Below are 16,451 nucleotides of genomic sequence, written 5' to 3' on the forward strand. Positions count from 1 at the left end.
GGCCCATTGCCAGCCGTCGGGCCGGTGAAGCGGGCCTTGGGGGCGGCTCCCGTGGCCCGGGGGTCGGGCTGGCGAGGGCGGCGGCCTGATGGAAGACGGCGGACCGCGTCGCCGGGGCGGCTGCCTTGATCCCGGGATCCGGATTGACGGGCGCTCCGGGTACCCCTCGAAAAAACGCTTGATCTGAAGCAACTAATTTGTCAAACGTTTTCGGAGGGGGTAACCCAACCCCTCGCGGCTGTCCGGCGCCGACCCCAGCCCTTGGCCAGAGGAGCCGCCACCGGCGCCCGCACCCACCGGCCCGGCGCCCGGCGGCGATGCCGCACCCCCCACCCCCGCACCCCGCTGCTCAAATGCGCCGAAGGCGCGAAACGAAACCCGCACCCAAACCGAACCGAGCAACCCCAGACCCCCAACCCCAGACCCCCAGCCTCAGAGCCCCGGCGTCAGGCGAGACCGGGTACGCCCGGCAGGCCAGCCATGCGCAGTGCATGGGCGAGGTCGTGCTGGCTGCCGGAGGACACCTCGGCCGCCGCGTCGAGGAGCAGGGGTATCAGCGCGGCCGGATCCTCCGCCGCCGCCCGCGCCGCCTCCTCCGGCGTACGAGCCCGGATCAGCGCCCCCAGCAGAAGGGCCGTCTCGCGACGGGCGCCCGCCGCGAGGAGCGACAGGGCGGTGTGGGCCACCTCGAGGACGGGACGCGAGACGCTCTGCCGCAGCAGCTGCTCGGCCTCGACCTCGCGGTCCGCCGCGACCAGCGCCTCGGCAGCGGCGGCGAGTCGTGCGGGCGGCAGGCATGCCATCTCCCACAGCAGGGTGGACACATCGGCCCTGAGCCCGGCGCGCTCCAACTCCTCCGCCAGGACAGGCAGCCGCTGGGCGGGCCAGGCGGCGGCCTCGTACAGCACGACATGGGCCTCGCCTGTGCGTCCCTCCGCCCGGAGTCGGCCGAGCCGCGCAACCGCCTCCTGGGCGGCGCGTCGGGCCTCGGCGCGCTCCGCCGCCTCGCGGGCGAGCCGCCGCCCGTCGTCGGCCGCCCTGTCCCGCTTACGGCGCTTGTCGCCCTCCTCGCCGCCGTACGCCCCGGCGAACCGCGCACCACGCGGGGTCGCGCGTACCTCGGCCTCGCTCTCCGCCAAGGGCGACGCAGCCGAGGGAGGTGCCGCCGCCCCCGTATCCCCGGCCCCGGCAAATCGCGCACCGCGCGGCCGAGACCTCGCGGGGGCGGGGGCGGGCGCAGTCGTGGCCGCGCTGGGTTCCCGGCTCTGCGTGGCAGACGCATCCGCGCTCGGCTCCACAGCGGACGTTGCGGCACTCTCAGGGGTGCCCGGTGGCGTGAGTCCCACTGCCGGGGCCGCCGCCGTGACCTCCGGGGCGGACGGCCAGGAGAGGCGGGACGCCACGTCCGCCTCCTCCACCCCGGCAAACCGCGCCCCACGCGGCCGAGACCTCGCGGGGGCGGGCTGGACGGCGGTGGGCGCGGGCGATGCGCCCGAGGGGCGGGGGGCTCCCGGTTCGCCGACCGGCCCGGCCGGCTCTGTGTCGCTCGCGGACTGCCGGGGCGGCGCGGCGCCGGGGGCGGCGGCCACCCCTGTGGTGCCGCCGCCCTCCCCCTCGTACGCCGCCGCGAACCGCGTCCCACGCAGGTGCCCACCATCGGCCCCGCCTTCGGCACCCGCCAGGGCACCCTGAGCCCCCATTGCCTCGGGCTCCAGGGCGTGGCCCCGGGAGTAGCCGGACGTGGCGGGCGCGGGGATGCCCGGCGGCGGGGGCGTCGCCGTTGCGGCCACGCGGGTTGCCTCGGGTCCCGGGGCGTGACCCCGGGAGTAGCCGGACGTGGCGGGCGCGGGGGCACCCGATGGCGGGGGCGCCGTCGTTGCGGCCAGGCGGGCGTGGAGTTCTTCCGTGCGGGCCGTGGCGCGCTGCCAGTCGTCGTGGGCCCACGCCAGGTCCGCGGCAAGGCGTTCCCGGGCCGCCGTGTCCTCGGCGGCGGACACCGCCGCGCGAAGGTCGCGTTCGCGCGAAGCTGCGTTGCGCTGTTGGCGGAGCATGCCGTCCAGGCGGCCCTGGAGCGCCTCGCGGGCGCCGGGTCCCGCGTCGTGGGCCGCGACCGAGGCACGGTAGAGGGTCGCCGCGCGGGCCGCCGCATCCTCGGCGATCTGGGGGCCGTGCCGGGCGGAGAGGTCCTGGAGCAGGGACTGGACGAGGTCCCACGGCGGCACCTCGAGGCCGTCGAGACAGGCCCGCAGCCCCTGCGGGTCGCGGAGGGCGAAGACGCCGTACCAGCCCGTCCCCGCGTCCAGCCCTCTCGTCAGCGCCCGCAGGTATCTCGCGAACTCCTCGACCTCGGGCGGGAGTTGCCCGCTCACCGTGGCCACCCCCTCACCCCGGACGATGCACGACCCAAGGCCACGCATTCGACACCCCGCGTGTTACGGACCCGGTTACGGCCGTGCTACGGACGGTTTTCCTCCTCCGCACACAGCAGGCAAACTTGCAAGTTTGCCTGTCGATCTCCTACCGTGTCGCATATGGCCACGCCTGATAACCCGCCCGCCGCGACCGCCGCTCCGGCAGAGAGCCCCCGCGCGGAGGAGCGCATCGCCGCCGACCTCGCCGCGGTCGTCAGCCTGCTGATGCGCCGTATGCGGGCGGCCTCCTCGCAGGGGGCGCTCACCCCCTCCCAGCGCGCGGTCATCGGCCGGCTCCACACCGAGGGGCCGACCACCACCGCCGCGCTGGCCCGCGCCGAGCTGGTGCGGCCGCAGTCGATGCGCATGATCCTGTCGGCGCTGGAGGAGCAGGCGCTGGTGGAGCGGGCCCCGCATCCCACGGACGGACGGCAGGTGGTCTTCTCGGTCACCGAGTGGGGGCGGCAGGCGATCGCATCCGTACGGCAGGCCAAGCAGAGCTGGCTGCTCGACGCGATCGACACCCGCCTCGACGCCGCTGAGCGCCGCACCCTCGCCGAGGCCACCGAGCTCCTCAAGCGCCTGGTCCAGGAATGACGGACACCGCGGAAAAGCCCGCCGCCACGGAAGAGCCCTCCGCCGTAGAAAAACCCGCCGCCGCGGAAAAACCCGTCATAGCGGCGGCCGAAACGGTGGGCACCGTCCCCGCCGACCCCTTCGGCCCCCGGCTGATGACCCCGCTGCTCATCGGCTCGGTCCTCAACCCCGTCAACTCCACGATGATCGCCACCGGCCTCGTGGCCATCGGCCATGACTTCGGCGTGGGCGCCGCACAGACCGCCTGGCTGGTCGCCTCCCTCTACCTCGCCAGCGCCGTGGCGCAGCCGGCGATGGGGCGGCTGGCCGATCTGCTCGGGCCGCGCCGGGTCTTCCTCTGGGGGCTGCTGCTGGTGTGCGCCGCCGGGCTGGTGGGCGCGCTGGCGCCCGCGTTCGGCTGGCTGATCGCCTCACGGGTGCTGCTCGGCATCGGTACGTCCGCGGCCTACCCGGCGGCGATGGCGCTGCTGCGCGCCCAGTCCTTCGCCACCGGCCGGGAGACGCCGCGTCCCGTGCTCGGCCGGCTCTCGCTCGCCGCGCTCGGCAGCGCGGCGGTCGGTCCGGTGCTGGGCGGGGTGCTCACCGCCACGGCGGGATGGCGGGCGATCTTCGCGGTCAATGTGCCGCTGTCCCTCATCGGCCTCGCCCTCGCACTGCTCTGGCTCCCCAGGACCCGTACGGCGGCCGGGGACGGCCACGACTCCGGGGCGCGGACGGCGGGCGCGGCCTTCGATCCGCTCGGGGTCACGCTGTTCACCGCCACCCTCACCACCCTCATGATCTTCCTGATGGATCTGGAGCGGCCCCACTGGGCGCTGCTGCCCGTCGTCCTGGTGCTCGCGACCGTCCTGGCCTGGTGGCAGCTGCGCCGCCCCCGCCCCTTCATCGATCTGCGGATGATCGGCCGCAACCGATCCCTCGCCCTCACCTACCTCCGCCACGGCACGGCGTACCTGGTCATCTACATGGTCATGTACGGATACGCGCAGTGGCTCGAGGAGGGGCACGGCTACTCCGCGTCCCACGCCGGGCTGATCATGCTGCCCATGTCGGGCGCGGCCGCCGTGTGCTCACTGCTCGGCGCCCGTACGAAGGGCATCTACGCGCCGCTCGTCCTCGCGGCCACCCTGCTCGCCGCGGGGAGCGGGGTGCTGCTGCTCGCCGACGGGTCCACCCCGCTGGTGGCGCTGCTGCTGGTCGCGGTGGTCTTCGGGCTGCCGCAGGGGCTGTCCTCGACCGGCAACCAGGCCGCCGTCTACACCCAGGCCCCGCGCGAGAGCGTCGGCGCGGCGGCCGGGCTCCAGCGCACCTCGCAGTACCTCGGCGCGATCACCGCCGCCGGGCTGATCGGGCTCTTCTACGGGCAGCGGGCGACCGCCGCCGGGCTGCACGGCATCGCCACGGTGGCGGCCGCGCTCAGCCTCGCGGTGCTGCTGCTGACCGCCACCGACCAAGCCCTGCGCGCCCGCGCCCGCACCTGACCACAGCCATTCCCCCGTAATCCCCTTCGAAGAAACCCACTCCAGGAGGCACCGTGCCCGCCACCACGCTCGACCCGAACACCGCCCTGGTCCTCGTCGACCTCCAGAAGGGCATCACCGGACTGCCCACCGTCCACCCCACCGCCGAGGTCGTCGAGCGCGCCGCCCGGCTGGCCGCCGCCTTCCGCAAGCGCGGGCTGCCGGTCGTCCTGGTCCGGGTGGTGGCCGGGGCCCCGGGCCGCACCGAGGCACAGCGCGGCGCCGCCGGCGGGCGGTTCCCGGCCGACTTCGCCGACCTGGCGCCGGAACTCGGCCAGGAGGACGGCGATGTCGTGGTCACCAAGCACACCTGGGGCGCCTTCCACGGCACCGACCTCGACCTCCAGCTGCGCCGCCGCGGGGTGACCCAGGTGGTGCTCGGCGGCGTCGCCACCAGCATCGGGGTGGAGTCCACGGCCCGTGGCGCGTACGCGCACGGGTATCACGTGACCCTCGCGACCGACGCCATGACCGACATGGACGCCGAGGCGCACCGCAACAGCGTCGAGAAGATCTTCCCCCGGCTCGGGGAGACCGACTCCACCGACGCGATCATGGGCCTGCTGGGCTGAAAGCCCGCTGCTCAAAGCGGGCCGAGCACACCACATGCCGCGCAGGCGGGCTCCCGGCACGAACACCCGGAGCCCGCCGGCGTCACATCATCCTCAGCGCTTCGGGCTCACCACCATCGCCGAGCCGCCGCCCCGCCGCTCCGTCTCGGCGGCCGCCAGCCACCGTCCGCCGGACAGCCGCTGCACACCGGTGGCCGCCCCGATCTCGGGGTTCTGCTTGAAGGAGTGGCCGAGCGCCTCCAGCTCGGCGCGCTCCGGGCCGTTCCACAAAGCCGGTTCCAGCTCCGTCTGGGCGGCGTTGCGCTGGCTGGCGCGCGGTGCGGCGATCGCGTCGACCAGCGGCATGCCCCGGTCGAGATGGTTCAGCAGGGTCTGGAGCACGGTGGTGATGATGGTCGCCCCGCCCGGGGAGCCCAGCGCCAGCACCGGCTTGTGGCCGTCGAGCACGATCGTCGGCGACATGGACGAGCGCGGCCGCTTCCCCGGGCCCGGCAGGTTCGGGTCGTGGACGGCGGGGTCGGCGGGCGCGAAGGAGAAGTCGGTCAGCTCGTTGTTGAGCAGGAAGCCACGACCGGGGACGGTGATCCCGCTGCCGCCGGTCTGCTCGATGGTGAGGGTGTAGGCCACCACATTGCCCCACTTGTCGGCGACCGTGAGATGCGTGGTGTTCTCGCCCTCGTACGTGGTCGGGGCGGCGTGGCCACGGGTGTCGCAGGAGCCGGGCGCGGTCGGGTGGTTCGGGTCACCGGGCGGTACGGGGCTCTTGAGCACCGCGTCGTCCTTGATCAGGCAGGCGCGGGAGTCGGCGAACCGCTGCGAGGTGAGCCCCTTGGTGGGGACGTCCTCGGCGGCGGGGTCGCCGACCCAGCGGCCCCGGTCGGCGAAGGCGATCCGGCTGGCCTCGATATAGCGGTGCAGATACTCGGCGTCGCCGAGCTTGGAGAGGTCGGTCCGCTCCAGGATGTTGAGCGCCTCGGCGACGCTGGTGCCGCCGGAGGACGAGGGCGCCATGCCGTACACGTCCAGACCGCGGTAGGAGGTCCGGGTCGGGGCCTGCCGCTTCGTTCCGTAGGCCCGCAGGTCCTCGGTGGTCAGATCGCCCGCGCGCACCACCCGCTGTGCCTTCGGGTCGACGGGCGGCTTGCGCACGGTGTCGACGATGTCACGGCCCAGTTCGCCCTTGTAGATGGCGCCGACGCCCTTCTTGGCCAGCAGCGCGTAGGTACGGGCGAGGTCGGGGTTGCGGAAGGTCGAGCCGACCGCCGGGAGCTTGCCGCCGGGCAGGAAGAGCTCGGCGGTGGCCGGGAAGTCCTTGAAGCGGGCCTCGTTGTCGGCGGTCTGCTGGCGGAAGGTGGCGTCGACCGTGAAGCCGTCGTCGGCCAGCCGCTCGGCGGGCTTGAGCACCTGCCCCAGCGATCGGGTGCCCCAGTTCCTCAGGGCGTCGTTCCAGGTGGCGGGGGTGCCGGGGGTGCCGATGCTCAGCCCGCTGGTGACGGCGTCGGCGAACGGCAGCGGTTTGCCGTCCTTGTCGAGGAAGAGGTTCTTGTCCGCGCTGCGGGGCGCGGTCTCGCGGCCGTCGAGGGTCTGGACCTGGTGCCGCTTGGCGTCGTAGTAGACGAAGTATCCGCCGCCGCCGACACCCGCCGAGTACGGCTCGGTGACCCCGAGCGCGGCGGCGGTCGCCACCGCGGCGTCCACCGCGTTGCCTCCGTGCCGCAGTACGTCGATCCCGGCCGCCGAGGCGTCGGGGTCCACGCTGGAGACCGCGCCGCCGTAGCCGACGGCCTCGGGCGTTTTGGCGGGAGGCGCCTCCGCGGCGCTCTCATGCCCGGCGGCACCGGCCGGGACGACGCCCAGCACCGCGACCATACCGGCCGCGGCCGCCAGCGCGGGCAGCCGGCGCCGGACGCCCGCCGCGGCGGTCGCGGGAGTGATGGACCTCGTTGACGACGCGGCTGATCGTGCGGCGTGCCCCATCCGTGACCTCCAAGCGAAACGACAGGGCCGGAGCCTACCCGCGAGCCTCATGCTCACGACAGGGGTGGATGAGCGTTCCGTCCCGCCATCCGTTCATGTGTCCGTTCCTGTATTCGTTCACCCGTACGCTCGAACGTGTACCCAATGGGCGGCTACGATGCGCGGCCATGACAGACACCCTGACGGACCTGATCGCCTCCGCGGCGGCCCTGATCGTGGGCCTGGCCGCCGGATGGGCCGTGCACTCCGCGTTCGCGCGCCGCAAGCGCGCCCGCGAGCAGCTCTTCTTCGGCCTGCCGGACGGTTCGGAGTGTGTGCTGGTCACCCACCGGGACAGCACTTCGGCCCACTGGAGCATCCCCCGCCATGACGCGCTGGCGCTGCTGAGTATCGCGTCGGTCGTGGAGAACTGCGGGGCACACCCCGAGGTGGCCCCGCATGACACCGGGTTGCAGGGCTTCGGGGCGCGCACCGAGTTCTGCATCGGTGATCCGACCGCGCACCGCAGGCTCGCCGCCCATATGGCCAATCTGCTGCCCGGCGTCACCGTGCACCCCGGGGACGACCCCGGCATGGAGCGGGGGACGTTCACCATCGCCGGTACGCACTACCGCCCGGAGCCGGGCGCGGTCGAGCATGTCCTGCTGGCCCGGCTGACGGCGGGCGACGACAGCCGGCCGGTCTTCCTGGCGGCCGGTCAGCGGCCGGTCACCCATCGCGCCGCCGTCCGCCACCTCGTCCGCAACCGCACCCGGTTCGCCCGGAAGTACGGCTCCCAGGGCTCCTTCTGCCTGCTGCTGAAGGTGGTCAACTCCCAGTCGTACGGCCCGGACCTGGTGGAGGTGGTCGCGGATGTGACCAAGCCCGCGACCTCCTCGGCCGGCCCCCGCGCCGCGGCGAAGGCGGCCACCAAGGCAGCGGCGAAGGACGACTGAGGCAGCGGGGCTGAGAAGGACGACTGAGGAAGGGCGGCTGAGGCAGCGGGGGCCGGTTCAGGTCCCGACCCGGCCGAACAGCCGCGCCCCGCCCAGCAGGCACAGCGCCGCCAGGCCCAGGGTCACGGCCGCCCCGACGGCGACCGTGGTGTTGGCGTAGTGCCCCAGGAACGCCTGGCGCACCGCGTCGACGGTGTAACGGAACGGCACGGCGCGCGAGGCGCCCGCCAGCCATCCGGGGGCCAGGGCCATCGGCAGCAGCAGCCCGGAGAGCAGCATCAGCGGCATACCGGCCGTGTTGGCGATGGCGGCGAACTCCGGGGCCGTGCGGACGTTCATGGCCAGCCCGTAGGAGAGCGCGGACAGGGCCGCCGCGAGTACGGCCACGAACAGCAGCCCGAGCAGCACCCCGGGGAGCGGGGCGCGCAGCCCGAAGGCCAGGCCGAGCAGCACCAGCAGCACCGACTGGGCCACCAGCTGGACGACATCGCGCAGGGTGCGGCCGAGCAGCAGCGCCGACGGGCTGACCGGGGTGACCCGCATCCGGTCCAGTACGCCGAGGTTGCGGTCCATCAGCAGTCCGAGTCCGACGTACGACCCGCCGAGCAGGGCGAGCTGGACGAGCACCCCGGGGACCAGCGTCTGCCAGGACGATCCGCTGACGCCCATGTCGAGCCCGGTCAGCAGCGGTCCGAAGAGGGCGAGGAAGAGCAGCGGCTGGAGCATCCCGAAGACGAGATTGGTCTTCGAGCGAAGCGTGGAGCGCAGACACCGGCCGAAGACGATGCCGGTGTGGGCGAGAAGAGTCATGAGTGGCCCTTGGGTGCGTCGGATGGCTCAGATGGCGAGGGGTTGACCGGCCGTGGCCCGGCCGGTGATGGCGAGGAAGGCGTCCTGGAGGCTGGCGCCCGGATCGCCCGCATGGCGGCGCTTGAGCTCGGCGGAGGTGCCCTCGGCGACGATCCGCCCGGCGTCCACGACCACGATCCGGTCGGCGAGCGCGTCGGCCTCGTCCAGGTAGTGGGTGGTGAGGAAGACCGTGGTGGCGTGCTCGGCGCGGACGCGCCGCACCAGGTCCCACAGCTCGGCCCGGCTGCCGGGGTCGAGACCGGTGGTGGGCTCGTCGAGGAAGAGCACTCGGGGCCGGTTGACCAGGCCCAGCGCGATCTCCACCCGGCGGCGCTGACCGCCGGAGAGGGCTGCGGTCGGGCGATCCATGAGCCCCGAAAGGCCGAGGTCGGCGGCGAGTTCGGCGGCACGCCCGGCAGCCTCGCCCTTGGACATCAGATGCAGCCGACCCTGGGTGACCAGTTCCTCGCGTACGGAGCACGCGGGGTCCAGGCCGCCCGACTGGGCCACATAGCCGATCCGCCGGCGTACGCCCGCCGGATCGCGCAGCAGATCGCGGCCCGCGATCTCGGCCTCGCCCCCGCTGGGCGGCAGCAGGGTGGTGAGCATGCGCAGGGTCGTGGTCTTACCGGCCCCGTTGGGGCCGAGGAAGCCGAGGATCTCGCCGCGGCCGACGGTCAGATCGATACCGCGGACTGCGTGCACGCGGCCGCTGCCCAGCGAAAAGGTCCGGGTGAGACCGCGAACGCGGATGACGGATGAGGACATGCCCACGATCAGAGCACAACGGGCTCCAAACTTGCAATCGACTTAAAACTCTCAGGCAGATGCAAGTTTGCAACGGGATACACTGACGGCCATGAGCGAAGGACTGCGGGAGAAGCACAAGCGCCGTACACGCCGGCGGATCGCGGACGTGGCCACCGGCCTGTTCATGGAGCGGGGCTTCGACCGGGTCACGGTCGCCGAGGTCGCCGAGGCGGCTGAGGTGTCCGTCAACACCGTCTACAACTACTTCCCGGCCAAGGAGGACCTGGTCCTGCCGCCCGACCAGGCGTCCCCGCGGCGGCTCGCCGAGATCGTGCGCGAGCGCCCGCCCGGCCGGTCCGCCGCGCAGGCGGTGCTGGACCGGCTGCGCGAGGAGGTGGAGCGCCGCGATCGCACACTGGGGCTGACCGAGGGCTTCGGCCCGTTCTTCGCGATGATGCGCGGGGCGCCCACACTGGTCGCCCGGCTGGAGGAGCTGGGCCACCACATGAACGACGAACTGGCCGCCGTGCTCGCCGAGGAGACCGGCGCGGCGCCGGAGGATCCGCTGCCGCGCGTGGTGGCCGCCCAGATCAGCGGCTATCACTCACTGATCTTCGGCGAGATCGGCCGCCGCGTCACGGCGGGAGAGCGCCCCGGCACCATCGCCAAGGCCGTGACGGAACTCCTCGACGCCATCGAGGAGATGCTCGGCGCGCCGATGCTGGGCTACGCCGTACGGGAGGGGCGACCGTGTTCCGAGTGACCATCCGCGGCGCCTTCGAGGAGCTGGGCGAGGACGAGCGCGAGGCGCTGCGCACCGCGGTCGACTCCGCCCAGCTGGCCTTCACCGAGGCGGGCACCTTCACCTGCGACCGGAGCCTTTCGGCGTTCACCTTCCGCTGCCAGGTTCCGGCGGGGCCGGACGACGGTGAACCCGAGGCGACCGAGCGGGCCGTCGCGGCGCTTGCCGCGCATGGTTACCCCCACCGGATCCTCCGCGTCGGGGTGACGGACATGCGGCACATCAAGATCCGCCGCAAGGGCGGACGCGGCTGAACGCCCGCGGGGCGAGCGGCACTCGGCGACGGGAGGGATTCCGCACGGGGGCGAGACCCAGGGGCAGGCCGGGTTCCACGCGGGGACGAGATGCCAGGGCCAGGCGGGATTCCGCACGGGGACGAGGCCCAGGGGCAGGCCGGGTTCCACGCGGGGACGAGATACAAGGGCAGGCGGGATTCCGCACGGGGGCGAGGCGCGGCGACGGGCGGACCTCGCGCGGGCGGTGCTCGGCGACGGGTCAAACCCCCGCGCCGGCGCGGCACTTCAACGGCGTACGGGACTCCGCATCGGCGGGGCCGGACCCCTGCGGGTCCGGCCCCCGGATAGCACCCCGAGCCGGGCCGGCCCCGGCAGCCGACCTCGGCCCCTATCGTTACCCAGGCGTAACTTACCACGCTATTACCGTCGGTAAACCCCGGGGTTACCGTCGGGTCACAAGCACCGGTGCTCCCCCGCCCCCACGGCATCCCCACCAGGAGCCACAGTGACCCCTGCCCGTAAAGCCCCGCGTCCCACCACCGCCGCCGCCGTCTCGGTGACCGTCCTGGCCGGTGCGGCCTTCGGACTCGCCCCCGCCGCCCAGGCCACAACACCGGCCCCGACAGCGGCCACCGCGGCCGCGGCCACCGCCGACCCCGCCGCCTCCGGCGTCTCCATACGGTTCGTCGACATCCCCGGCGACGGCGGTGTCCGTCTGGCCGCCAACGTCGTGGCACCCTCGAACGCCGACGCCTCCCGCCACCTTCCCCTCGTCGTGCTGCCCACCAGCTGGTCCCTGCCCCAGGTCGAATATCTCGCCCAGGCCAAGAAGCTGGCCCAAGCCGGCTATGTGGTGCTGACCTACAACACCCGCGGCTTCTGGCAGTCCGGCGGGAGGATCGAGACGGCCGGGCCGCCCGATATCGCCGACGCCTCCAGGGTCATCGACTGGGCGCTCGCCAACACCCCCGCCGACCCCGACCACATCGGCATGGCCGGGCTCTCCTACGGCGCCGGGATCGGCCTGCTCGCGGCCGGCGCCGACCCGCGGATCAAGGCCGTGGTGGCCATGAGCGGCTGGGCGGACCTGGTCGGCTCGATCTACAGCGGCCGCACCCAGCACGCCCAGGCCGCCGGGCTGCTCGGCGGGGCCGGGGAGCTGACCGGCCGGCCCAGCGAGGAACTCCGGCAGATCCTCGAGGACTTCTTCAGCTCCAACCTCGCCAAGGAGCAGGACCTGATCGCCTGGGGCAAGAAGCGGTCCCCCGCCACCTACCTGGACCGGATCAACGCCAACGGCGCGGCCATCATGCTGGGCAACTCCTGGGGCGACTCGATCTTCCCGCCCAACAGCTACGCCGACTTCTTCGACAAGCTGACCGGCCCCAAGCGGCTGGAGCTGCGGCCCGGCGACCACGCCACCGCCGAGCTCACCGGGCTGCTCGGCCTGCCCAACACCGCCTGGAACCACGCCCGGCAGTGGCTCGACCGCTACCTCAAGGGCGAGCGCAACGGCATCGACACCGAGCAGCCGGTGCAGCTGATGTCCCGTACGGCGGACGGCGACGACTACGAGGGCTACCCCAGCTGGTCGGCCGTCCCCTCCGGACAGCACCGCGTCCCGCTCACCACCACCGAGAAGATCACCGCCAACCACGACTCCGCCGCCAACGCCGGGACCGTGCTGCTCAGCGGCGCCCTCGACCAGTTTCTGAAGATCCCGCCGCTCGTCTCGATCCCGCTGCTGTCCCGGTCCCACGCGGCCGTCTGGCAGACCGGGGCCTTCGCGCGCGAACAGCGCGTCCGCGGCACCGTGAAGCTCCACACCACCGTGACCGGCGACCGCTCCGACGGCACGGCGGTGGCGCATCTCTACGACGTGGGCCCGCTGGGCGTCGGCAAGCTCATCACCAACGCCCCGTTCACCTTCCACGACCGCGCCCCGGGCACGCCCTTCGGAGTGGATCTGGAGCTGTTCTCCACCGCGTACGACGTCCCGGCCGGCCACCGCCTGGCGCTGGTCGTCGACACCGTCGATCCGCTCTACACCGAGCACAACCCCGACGGCGCCCATCTCACGTTCTCGTCCCCGGACGCCGACCCGTCCTACCTGACGGTCCCGGTCCGCGACTGAGACACCGTCCGGCCGCCCCGGCTCAGCCGCGGGTGTCCCCCGGCATCGGGGCGGCCGGTTCGGCGGCGGCGACCTCGACCTGACGGGTCTTCACACTGCGCCGCTCCCGTTTGGCCACCCAGTTGGCGAACCACGACAGCAGCATGCACATCCCGATGTAGATGGGTGAGATCACCATGACCACCGGGATGAACGGCAGGTCGTAGTCGAGATTGGACGCGATCAGCTTTCCGGCGTGCAAAAACTCCTCATAGGTGATGAGGAAGCCGAGCGAGGTGTCCTTCAGGGCCACCACCAGCTGACTGATGATGGCCGGCAGCATCGCCCGCACCCCCTGCGGCACCAGCACGGACATCATGACCTGGGTCTTCCGCAGGCCGAGCGAGTACGCCGCCTCGCGCTGGCCGCGGTCTACCGAGTTCACCCCGGCCCGGAACACCTCGGCCAGCACCGAGCCGTTGTAGAGCGTCAGCCCGGTGACGAGGGCGGGCAGCGGCTGGACCTTCAGCGCCACGAAGATGAAGAAGATCATCACCAGGACGGGCATCGCCCGGAAGAACTCCACCACCAGCGTGGCCACCCAGCGCACCGGGCGGTGCTCGGAGAGCCGACCGGCGGCCAGCACCCCGCCGAGCGCGAGCGAGAGGACGGCGGCCATGCCGAACGCCTTGAGGGTGCCCGCGAGCCCGTTCAGCAGCAGCTCCTGGATGCCCTTGTACTCGAAGGGCATCCACTTGCGGTAGGCGAACTGGCCGGTGTGGACGAGGAGATAGCCGACCCAGCCGAGCAGGGCCAGCAGCACGGCCGTCCCGGCCAGCGCGTAGAGCCGGTGCCGGCGCCGGGTGCGGGGCCCGGGGACGTCGTAGAGGGCGGTGGTCGAGGGGGCGGTCATCGCCGCACCCCCCAGCGCCGTTCCAGGATGGAGAAGATCGCGCTGATGGCGAGGGTGATGATCAGGTACCCGACGGCGATCCAGACGAAGGACCAGATGATGCTGTAGCCCCGCTCGTTGAGCGGCTTGTAGGTGCCGAGCAGCTCGGTGACGCTGAACGACCCGGCGATGGCGGAGTTCTTGGCGAGCGCGATCAGGGTCGAGCCGATCGGCGGGATGACCGAGCGGAACGCCTGCGGCAGCACCACCGCGCTCAGCGTCTGGTCGAACGTCATGCCCAGGCTGCGGGCCGCCTCGCCCTGCCCCACCGGCACCGTGTTGATGCCCGAGCGCACCGCCTCGCAGATGAAGGCCGAGGTGTAGCAGCCGAGCGCGATCACCGCGAAGACGGTGAACGGCAGCACAAGACCGAACCGCGGCAGCCCCAGCATCACCGCGAAGAACAGCAGCGTCAGCGGGGTGTTGCGGAGCACCGTCACCCAGCCGGTGCCGAACGCGCGCAGCGAGGCGACCGGCGCCACCCGGAATCCGGCCATGAGGACGCCGAGCGCGAGGGCGAGCAGCGAGGCGTAGACGGTCAGCTGCACGGTGCCGAGGAAGCCCTTGCCGTAGAGCGAGAAGTTCTGGGTGAGCACGTCCATGGGATGGCCTTCAGCCGGTGCGGTAGCGGTCGACGGGGGGCGGTTGGGGGGCGGGCACACCGGAGAGGCCGAGGGTCGCGTTGTACGCCTTCTTCCAGTTGCCGTTGCGCTCATGGGTCCGGATCGCGTCGTCCAGCGCGAAGCGCAGCGCGTTGTCCCGCTTGGGCACGCCGATGCCGTACGGCTCCTTGGAGAAGGGGCGGCCCACCACCTTCAGCTCGTTCGGGACCTTGGCCGCGTAGCCGAGCAGGATGGTGTTGTCGGTGGTCACCGCGTCCACCTGGAAGCTGAGCAGATTGTCCACGCACACCGAGTAGGTGTCGTAGGCGACCGCATGGGCCTTGGGGTAGTCGGCCTGGATGCGCTGGAGCGGGGTGGAGCCGGCCACCGAGCAGACGGTCCTGCCCGCGAGGTCGGCGGGGCCGTGGATGTCGTTCTCGTCGGTGCGCACCAGCAGTGACTGCCCGGCCATGAAGTACGGCCCGGCGAAGCCGACCAGCCGTTTGCGCAGCGGATTGATGGTGTAGGTGCCGACGTAGTAGTCGATCTGGCCGCTCTGGAGCGCGGTCTCGCGGTTGGCGGACGCGATGGTCTGGAACCGGATGGTCCCCGGGCCGAAGCCGAGGGAGGCGGACATCATGCGGGCGATCTCGATGTCGAATCCCGAGTAGCGGCCGGTGGCCGGGTCCCGCTCGCCCAGATAGGGCTGGTCCTCCTTGACCCCGACGGTGAGATGGCCGCGGCGCTTGGCCCTGCGCCAGGTGGGAGAGGCGGGCAGCCGGAAGGCGGTGTCCACCTTGTAGGTGGGCAGTTGCCCGGCCCGGGGGCCCTTGGCGGGCGGGCTGCCCTCCTTGCCGCAGCCGGGCATGAGCAGCAGGGCCAGGGCGATGGTGAGGGCGGCGGTCGCACGGCGCAGACGCCTCATGTCCGTCATCACCCGGCTCAGTGCTTGAGGATCTTGGACAGGAAGTCCCGGGCCCGCTCGCTCTCCGGGGCCCGGAAGAACTCCTCCGGCATGCGGTCCTCGACGATCCGGCCGTCGGCCATGAAGACCACCCGGTTCGCGGCGGAGCGGGCGAAGCCCATCTCATGGGTGACGACGACCATCGTCATCCCCTCCCGCGCCAGCTGACGCATCACCTCCAGCACCTCGTTGATCATCTCCGGGTCGAGGGCGGAGGTGGGCTCGTCGAAGAGCATCACCTGAGGGTCCATCGCCAGCGCGCGGGCGATGGCCACCCGCTGCTGCTGGCCGCCGGAGAGCTGGGCGGGGAACTTCCCGGCCTGGTCGGCGAGTCCGACCCGGTCCAGCAGTTCGCGGGAGCGCCGTTCGGCGTCCTGTTTCCCGCGCCGGCGGACCTTGGTCTGGGCGAGCATCACATTGGCGAGCACGGAGCGGTGGGCGAAGAGGTTGAACGACTGGAAGACCATGCCGACCTCGGCCCGCAGCCGCGCCAGCTCCTTGCCCTCGTCCGGCAGCGGCCGGCCGTCGACGACGATGGAGCCGGACTGGACGGTCTCCAGACGGTTGATGGTGCGGATCAGGGTGGACTTGCCGCCGCCGGAGGGGCCGATGATCACGACCACTTCGCCCCGCCCGACGGTGAGGTCGATGTCCCGCAGAACGTGCAGCGCGCCGAAGTGCTTGTTGACGCCGCGCAGCTCGATCAACGGCTCACCGACGGCCATACCCGGCCCCACCCGCCTTCCGCTGTGTCCCGGTCAGCGCAAGCTATCCGGGCAATGGCGGAGCATCAGGTACGGACACGCACCGATGGGCGGATACCGCCCGACAGGGTCTACGGGGTCCGGGGGGCTTGCCGCCTGCGGCGGGCTGTTCCCCTCCCCGCCCCTTCCCGAAGCATCGACATGCGGCTCCGCCGCGTGGTGGGGCTCCGCCCCAGCCCCCGGGGGTCGGCGAGCCGACGACCGCCGCGGTCAGCTCACCGGCCGGGGCGCCGACCGCGCCGCCTGCGACGCGGCGGTCGAGCGGCCGACCGGTGAGCAATGGGCCAGGCGTCCGCGGGGCAGACGCTGTTCACAGCGGGCAGCGAGGGCGTGAACCCGCACCGGCGGGCCGATCTCGGTTGGCACGCCGACGCGGCGGACAGCCGGGCGGGCACCCGCACACAGCC

At 72.7% G+C, this 16,451-nt stretch carries 15 protein-coding genes; 7 read left to right on the top strand and 8 right to left on the bottom strand.

Annotated features, from left to right (window positions below):
* Positions 1-446: 446 nt before the first annotated feature.
* On the bottom strand, positions 447-2,369 hold the full coding sequence (locus NQU54_RS19550) for a hypothetical protein (RefSeq protein ID WP_257632161.1): 1,923 nt from the start codon (positions 2,367-2,369) through the stop codon (positions 447-449).
* Positions 2,370-2,531: 162 nt separating this feature from the next.
* Between NQU54_RS19550 and NQU54_RS19555 the strand changes: the two genes are divergently transcribed.
* Genes NQU54_RS19555 through NQU54_RS19565 form a run of 3 tightly spaced genes read left to right on the top strand, consistent with a single transcriptional unit; the run spans position 2,532 to position 5,100 of the window.
* Positions 2,532-3,008, top strand: a complete 477-nt coding sequence (locus NQU54_RS19555; RefSeq protein ID WP_257632162.1) for a MarR family winged helix-turn-helix transcriptional regulator — start codon at positions 2,532-2,534, stop codon at positions 3,006-3,008.
* Complete coding sequence (locus NQU54_RS19560; RefSeq protein ID WP_257632163.1) at positions 3,005-4,489, top strand: MFS transporter; 1,485 nt, start codon at positions 3,005-3,007, stop codon at positions 4,487-4,489. Before NQU54_RS19555 ends, NQU54_RS19560 begins: the two co-directional genes overlap by 4 nt.
* 53 nt (positions 4,490-4,542) lie before the next feature.
* A complete protein-coding gene (locus NQU54_RS19565; RefSeq protein WP_257632164.1) occupies positions 4,543-5,100 on the top strand; it encodes an isochorismatase family protein in 558 nt (185 codons plus the stop codon).
* 93 nt (positions 5,101-5,193) lie between these two features.
* Here NQU54_RS19565 and ggt read toward each other — a convergent pair whose 3' ends face one another.
* Entirely contained in the window at positions 5,194-6,969 is a 1,776-nt protein-coding gene (gene ggt / locus NQU54_RS19570; protein WP_257632176.1) for a gamma-glutamyltransferase, read from the bottom strand.
* 275 nt (positions 6,970-7,244) lie between these two features.
* Here ggt and NQU54_RS19575 point away from each other — a divergent pair, with 275 nt between their 5' ends.
* Positions 7,245-8,012: a hypothetical protein gene (locus tag NQU54_RS19575; protein ID WP_257632165.1), complete on the top strand. Its 768-nt coding sequence runs from the start codon at positions 7,245-7,247 to the stop codon at positions 8,010-8,012.
* Positions 8,013-8,069: 57 nt separating this feature from the next.
* Here NQU54_RS19575 and NQU54_RS19580 read toward each other — a convergent pair whose 3' ends face one another.
* Both NQU54_RS19580 and NQU54_RS19585 read right to left on the bottom strand, forming a co-directional pair.
* Entirely contained in the window at positions 8,070-8,822 is a 753-nt protein-coding gene (locus NQU54_RS19580; protein ID WP_257632166.1) for an ABC transporter permease, read from the bottom strand.
* 27 nt (positions 8,823-8,849) lie between these two features.
* Positions 8,850-9,629, bottom strand: coding sequence for an ABC transporter ATP-binding protein (locus NQU54_RS19585; protein WP_257632167.1), 780 nt, complete (start codon positions 9,627-9,629; stop codon positions 8,850-8,852).
* A 91-nt stretch (positions 9,630-9,720) separates the two neighbouring features.
* Between NQU54_RS19585 and NQU54_RS19590 the strand changes: the two genes are divergently transcribed.
* The 3 genes from NQU54_RS19590 to NQU54_RS19600 all read left to right on the top strand — a co-directional run bounded on the left by NQU54_RS19590 (position 9,721) and on the right by NQU54_RS19600 (position 12,783).
* Positions 9,721-10,374, top strand: coding sequence for a TetR/AcrR family transcriptional regulator (locus NQU54_RS19590; RefSeq protein WP_257632168.1), 654 nt, complete (start codon positions 9,721-9,723; stop codon positions 10,372-10,374).
* On the top strand, positions 10,371-10,667 hold the full coding sequence (locus tag NQU54_RS19595; RefSeq protein WP_257632169.1) for a DUF6204 family protein: 297 nt from the start codon (positions 10,371-10,373) through the stop codon (positions 10,665-10,667). The genes NQU54_RS19590 and NQU54_RS19595 overlap by 4 nt, the downstream gene beginning before the upstream one ends.
* 487 nt (positions 10,668-11,154) lie before the next feature.
* Positions 11,155-12,783, top strand: a complete 1,629-nt coding sequence (locus NQU54_RS19600; protein WP_257632170.1) for an alpha/beta fold hydrolase — start codon at positions 11,155-11,157, stop codon at positions 12,781-12,783.
* A gap of 22 nt (positions 12,784-12,805) precedes the next feature.
* On the opposite strand, the gene NQU54_RS19605 is transcribed toward NQU54_RS19600, so the two are convergent.
* From NQU54_RS19605 to NQU54_RS19620, 4 genes are read right to left on the bottom strand one after another with little or no spacing between them, the layout of a single operon-like run.
* Positions 12,806-13,675 carry an amino acid ABC transporter permease gene (locus NQU54_RS19605; RefSeq protein WP_257632171.1) on the bottom strand — a complete coding sequence of 290 codons (870 nt, stop codon included), beginning with the start codon at positions 13,673-13,675 and terminating at the stop codon, positions 12,806-12,808.
* The gene (locus NQU54_RS19610) at positions 13,672-14,316 is read right to left on the bottom strand and encodes an amino acid ABC transporter permease (protein ID WP_257632172.1); all 645 of its coding nucleotides are present in this window, start codon (positions 14,314-14,316) and stop codon (positions 13,672-13,674) included. The genes NQU54_RS19605 and NQU54_RS19610 overlap by 4 nt, the downstream gene beginning before the upstream one ends.
* Before the next feature lie 10 nt (positions 14,317-14,326).
* A complete protein-coding gene (locus tag NQU54_RS19615) occupies positions 14,327-15,241 on the bottom strand; it encodes a glutamate ABC transporter substrate-binding protein (protein WP_372505947.1) in 915 nt (304 codons plus the stop codon).
* Between the two features lie 17 nt (positions 15,242-15,258).
* Positions 15,259-16,005, bottom strand: coding sequence for an amino acid ABC transporter ATP-binding protein (locus NQU54_RS19620; RefSeq protein ID WP_306278860.1), 747 nt, complete (start codon positions 16,003-16,005; stop codon positions 15,259-15,261).
* Between the last annotated feature and the right edge of the window lie 446 nt (positions 16,006-16,451).

This window comes from Streptomyces malaysiensis subsp. samsunensis (assembly GCF_024519315.1).
In the GTDB taxonomy this organism is placed as follows: domain Bacteria; phylum Actinomycetota; class Actinomycetes; order Streptomycetales; family Streptomycetaceae; genus Streptomyces; species Streptomyces malaysiensis.

Coding starts and splice junctions, on each gene's coding strand:
- NQU54_RS19555 (WP_257632162.1), top strand. CDS start 2,532: ATGGCCACGCCTGATAACCCGCCCGCCGCGACCGCCGCTCCGGCAGAG.
- NQU54_RS19560 (WP_257632163.1), top strand. CDS start 3,005: ATGACGGACACCGCGGAAAAGCCCGCCGCCACGGAAGAGCCCTCCGCC.
- ggt (WP_257632176.1), bottom strand. CDS start 6,969: ATGGTCGCGGTGCTGGGCGTCGTCCCGGCCGGTGCCGCCGGGCATGAG.
- NQU54_RS19575 (WP_257632165.1), top strand. CDS start 7,245: ATGACAGACACCCTGACGGACCTGATCGCCTCCGCGGCGGCCCTGATC.
- NQU54_RS19580 (WP_257632166.1), bottom strand. CDS start 8,822: ATGACTCTTCTCGCCCACACCGGCATCGTCTTCGGCCGGTGTCTGCGC.
- NQU54_RS19585 (WP_257632167.1), bottom strand. CDS start 9,629: ATGTCCTCATCCGTCATCCGCGTTCGCGGTCTCACCCGGACCTTTTCG.
- NQU54_RS19590 (WP_257632168.1), top strand. CDS start 9,721: ATGAGCGAAGGACTGCGGGAGAAGCACAAGCGCCGTACACGCCGGCGG.
- NQU54_RS19605 (WP_257632171.1), bottom strand. CDS start 13,675: ATGACCGCCCCCTCGACCACCGCCCTCTACGACGTCCCCGGGCCCCGC.
- NQU54_RS19610 (WP_257632172.1), bottom strand. CDS start 14,316: ATGGACGTGCTCACCCAGAACTTCTCGCTCTACGGCAAGGGCTTCCTC.
- NQU54_RS19615 (WP_372505947.1), bottom strand. CDS start 15,241: ATGAGGCGTCTGCGCCGTGCGACCGCCGCCCTCACCATCGCCCTGGCC.
- NQU54_RS19620 (WP_306278860.1), bottom strand. CDS start 16,005: ATGGCCGTCGGTGAGCCGTTGATCGAGCTGCGCGGCGTCAACAAGCAC.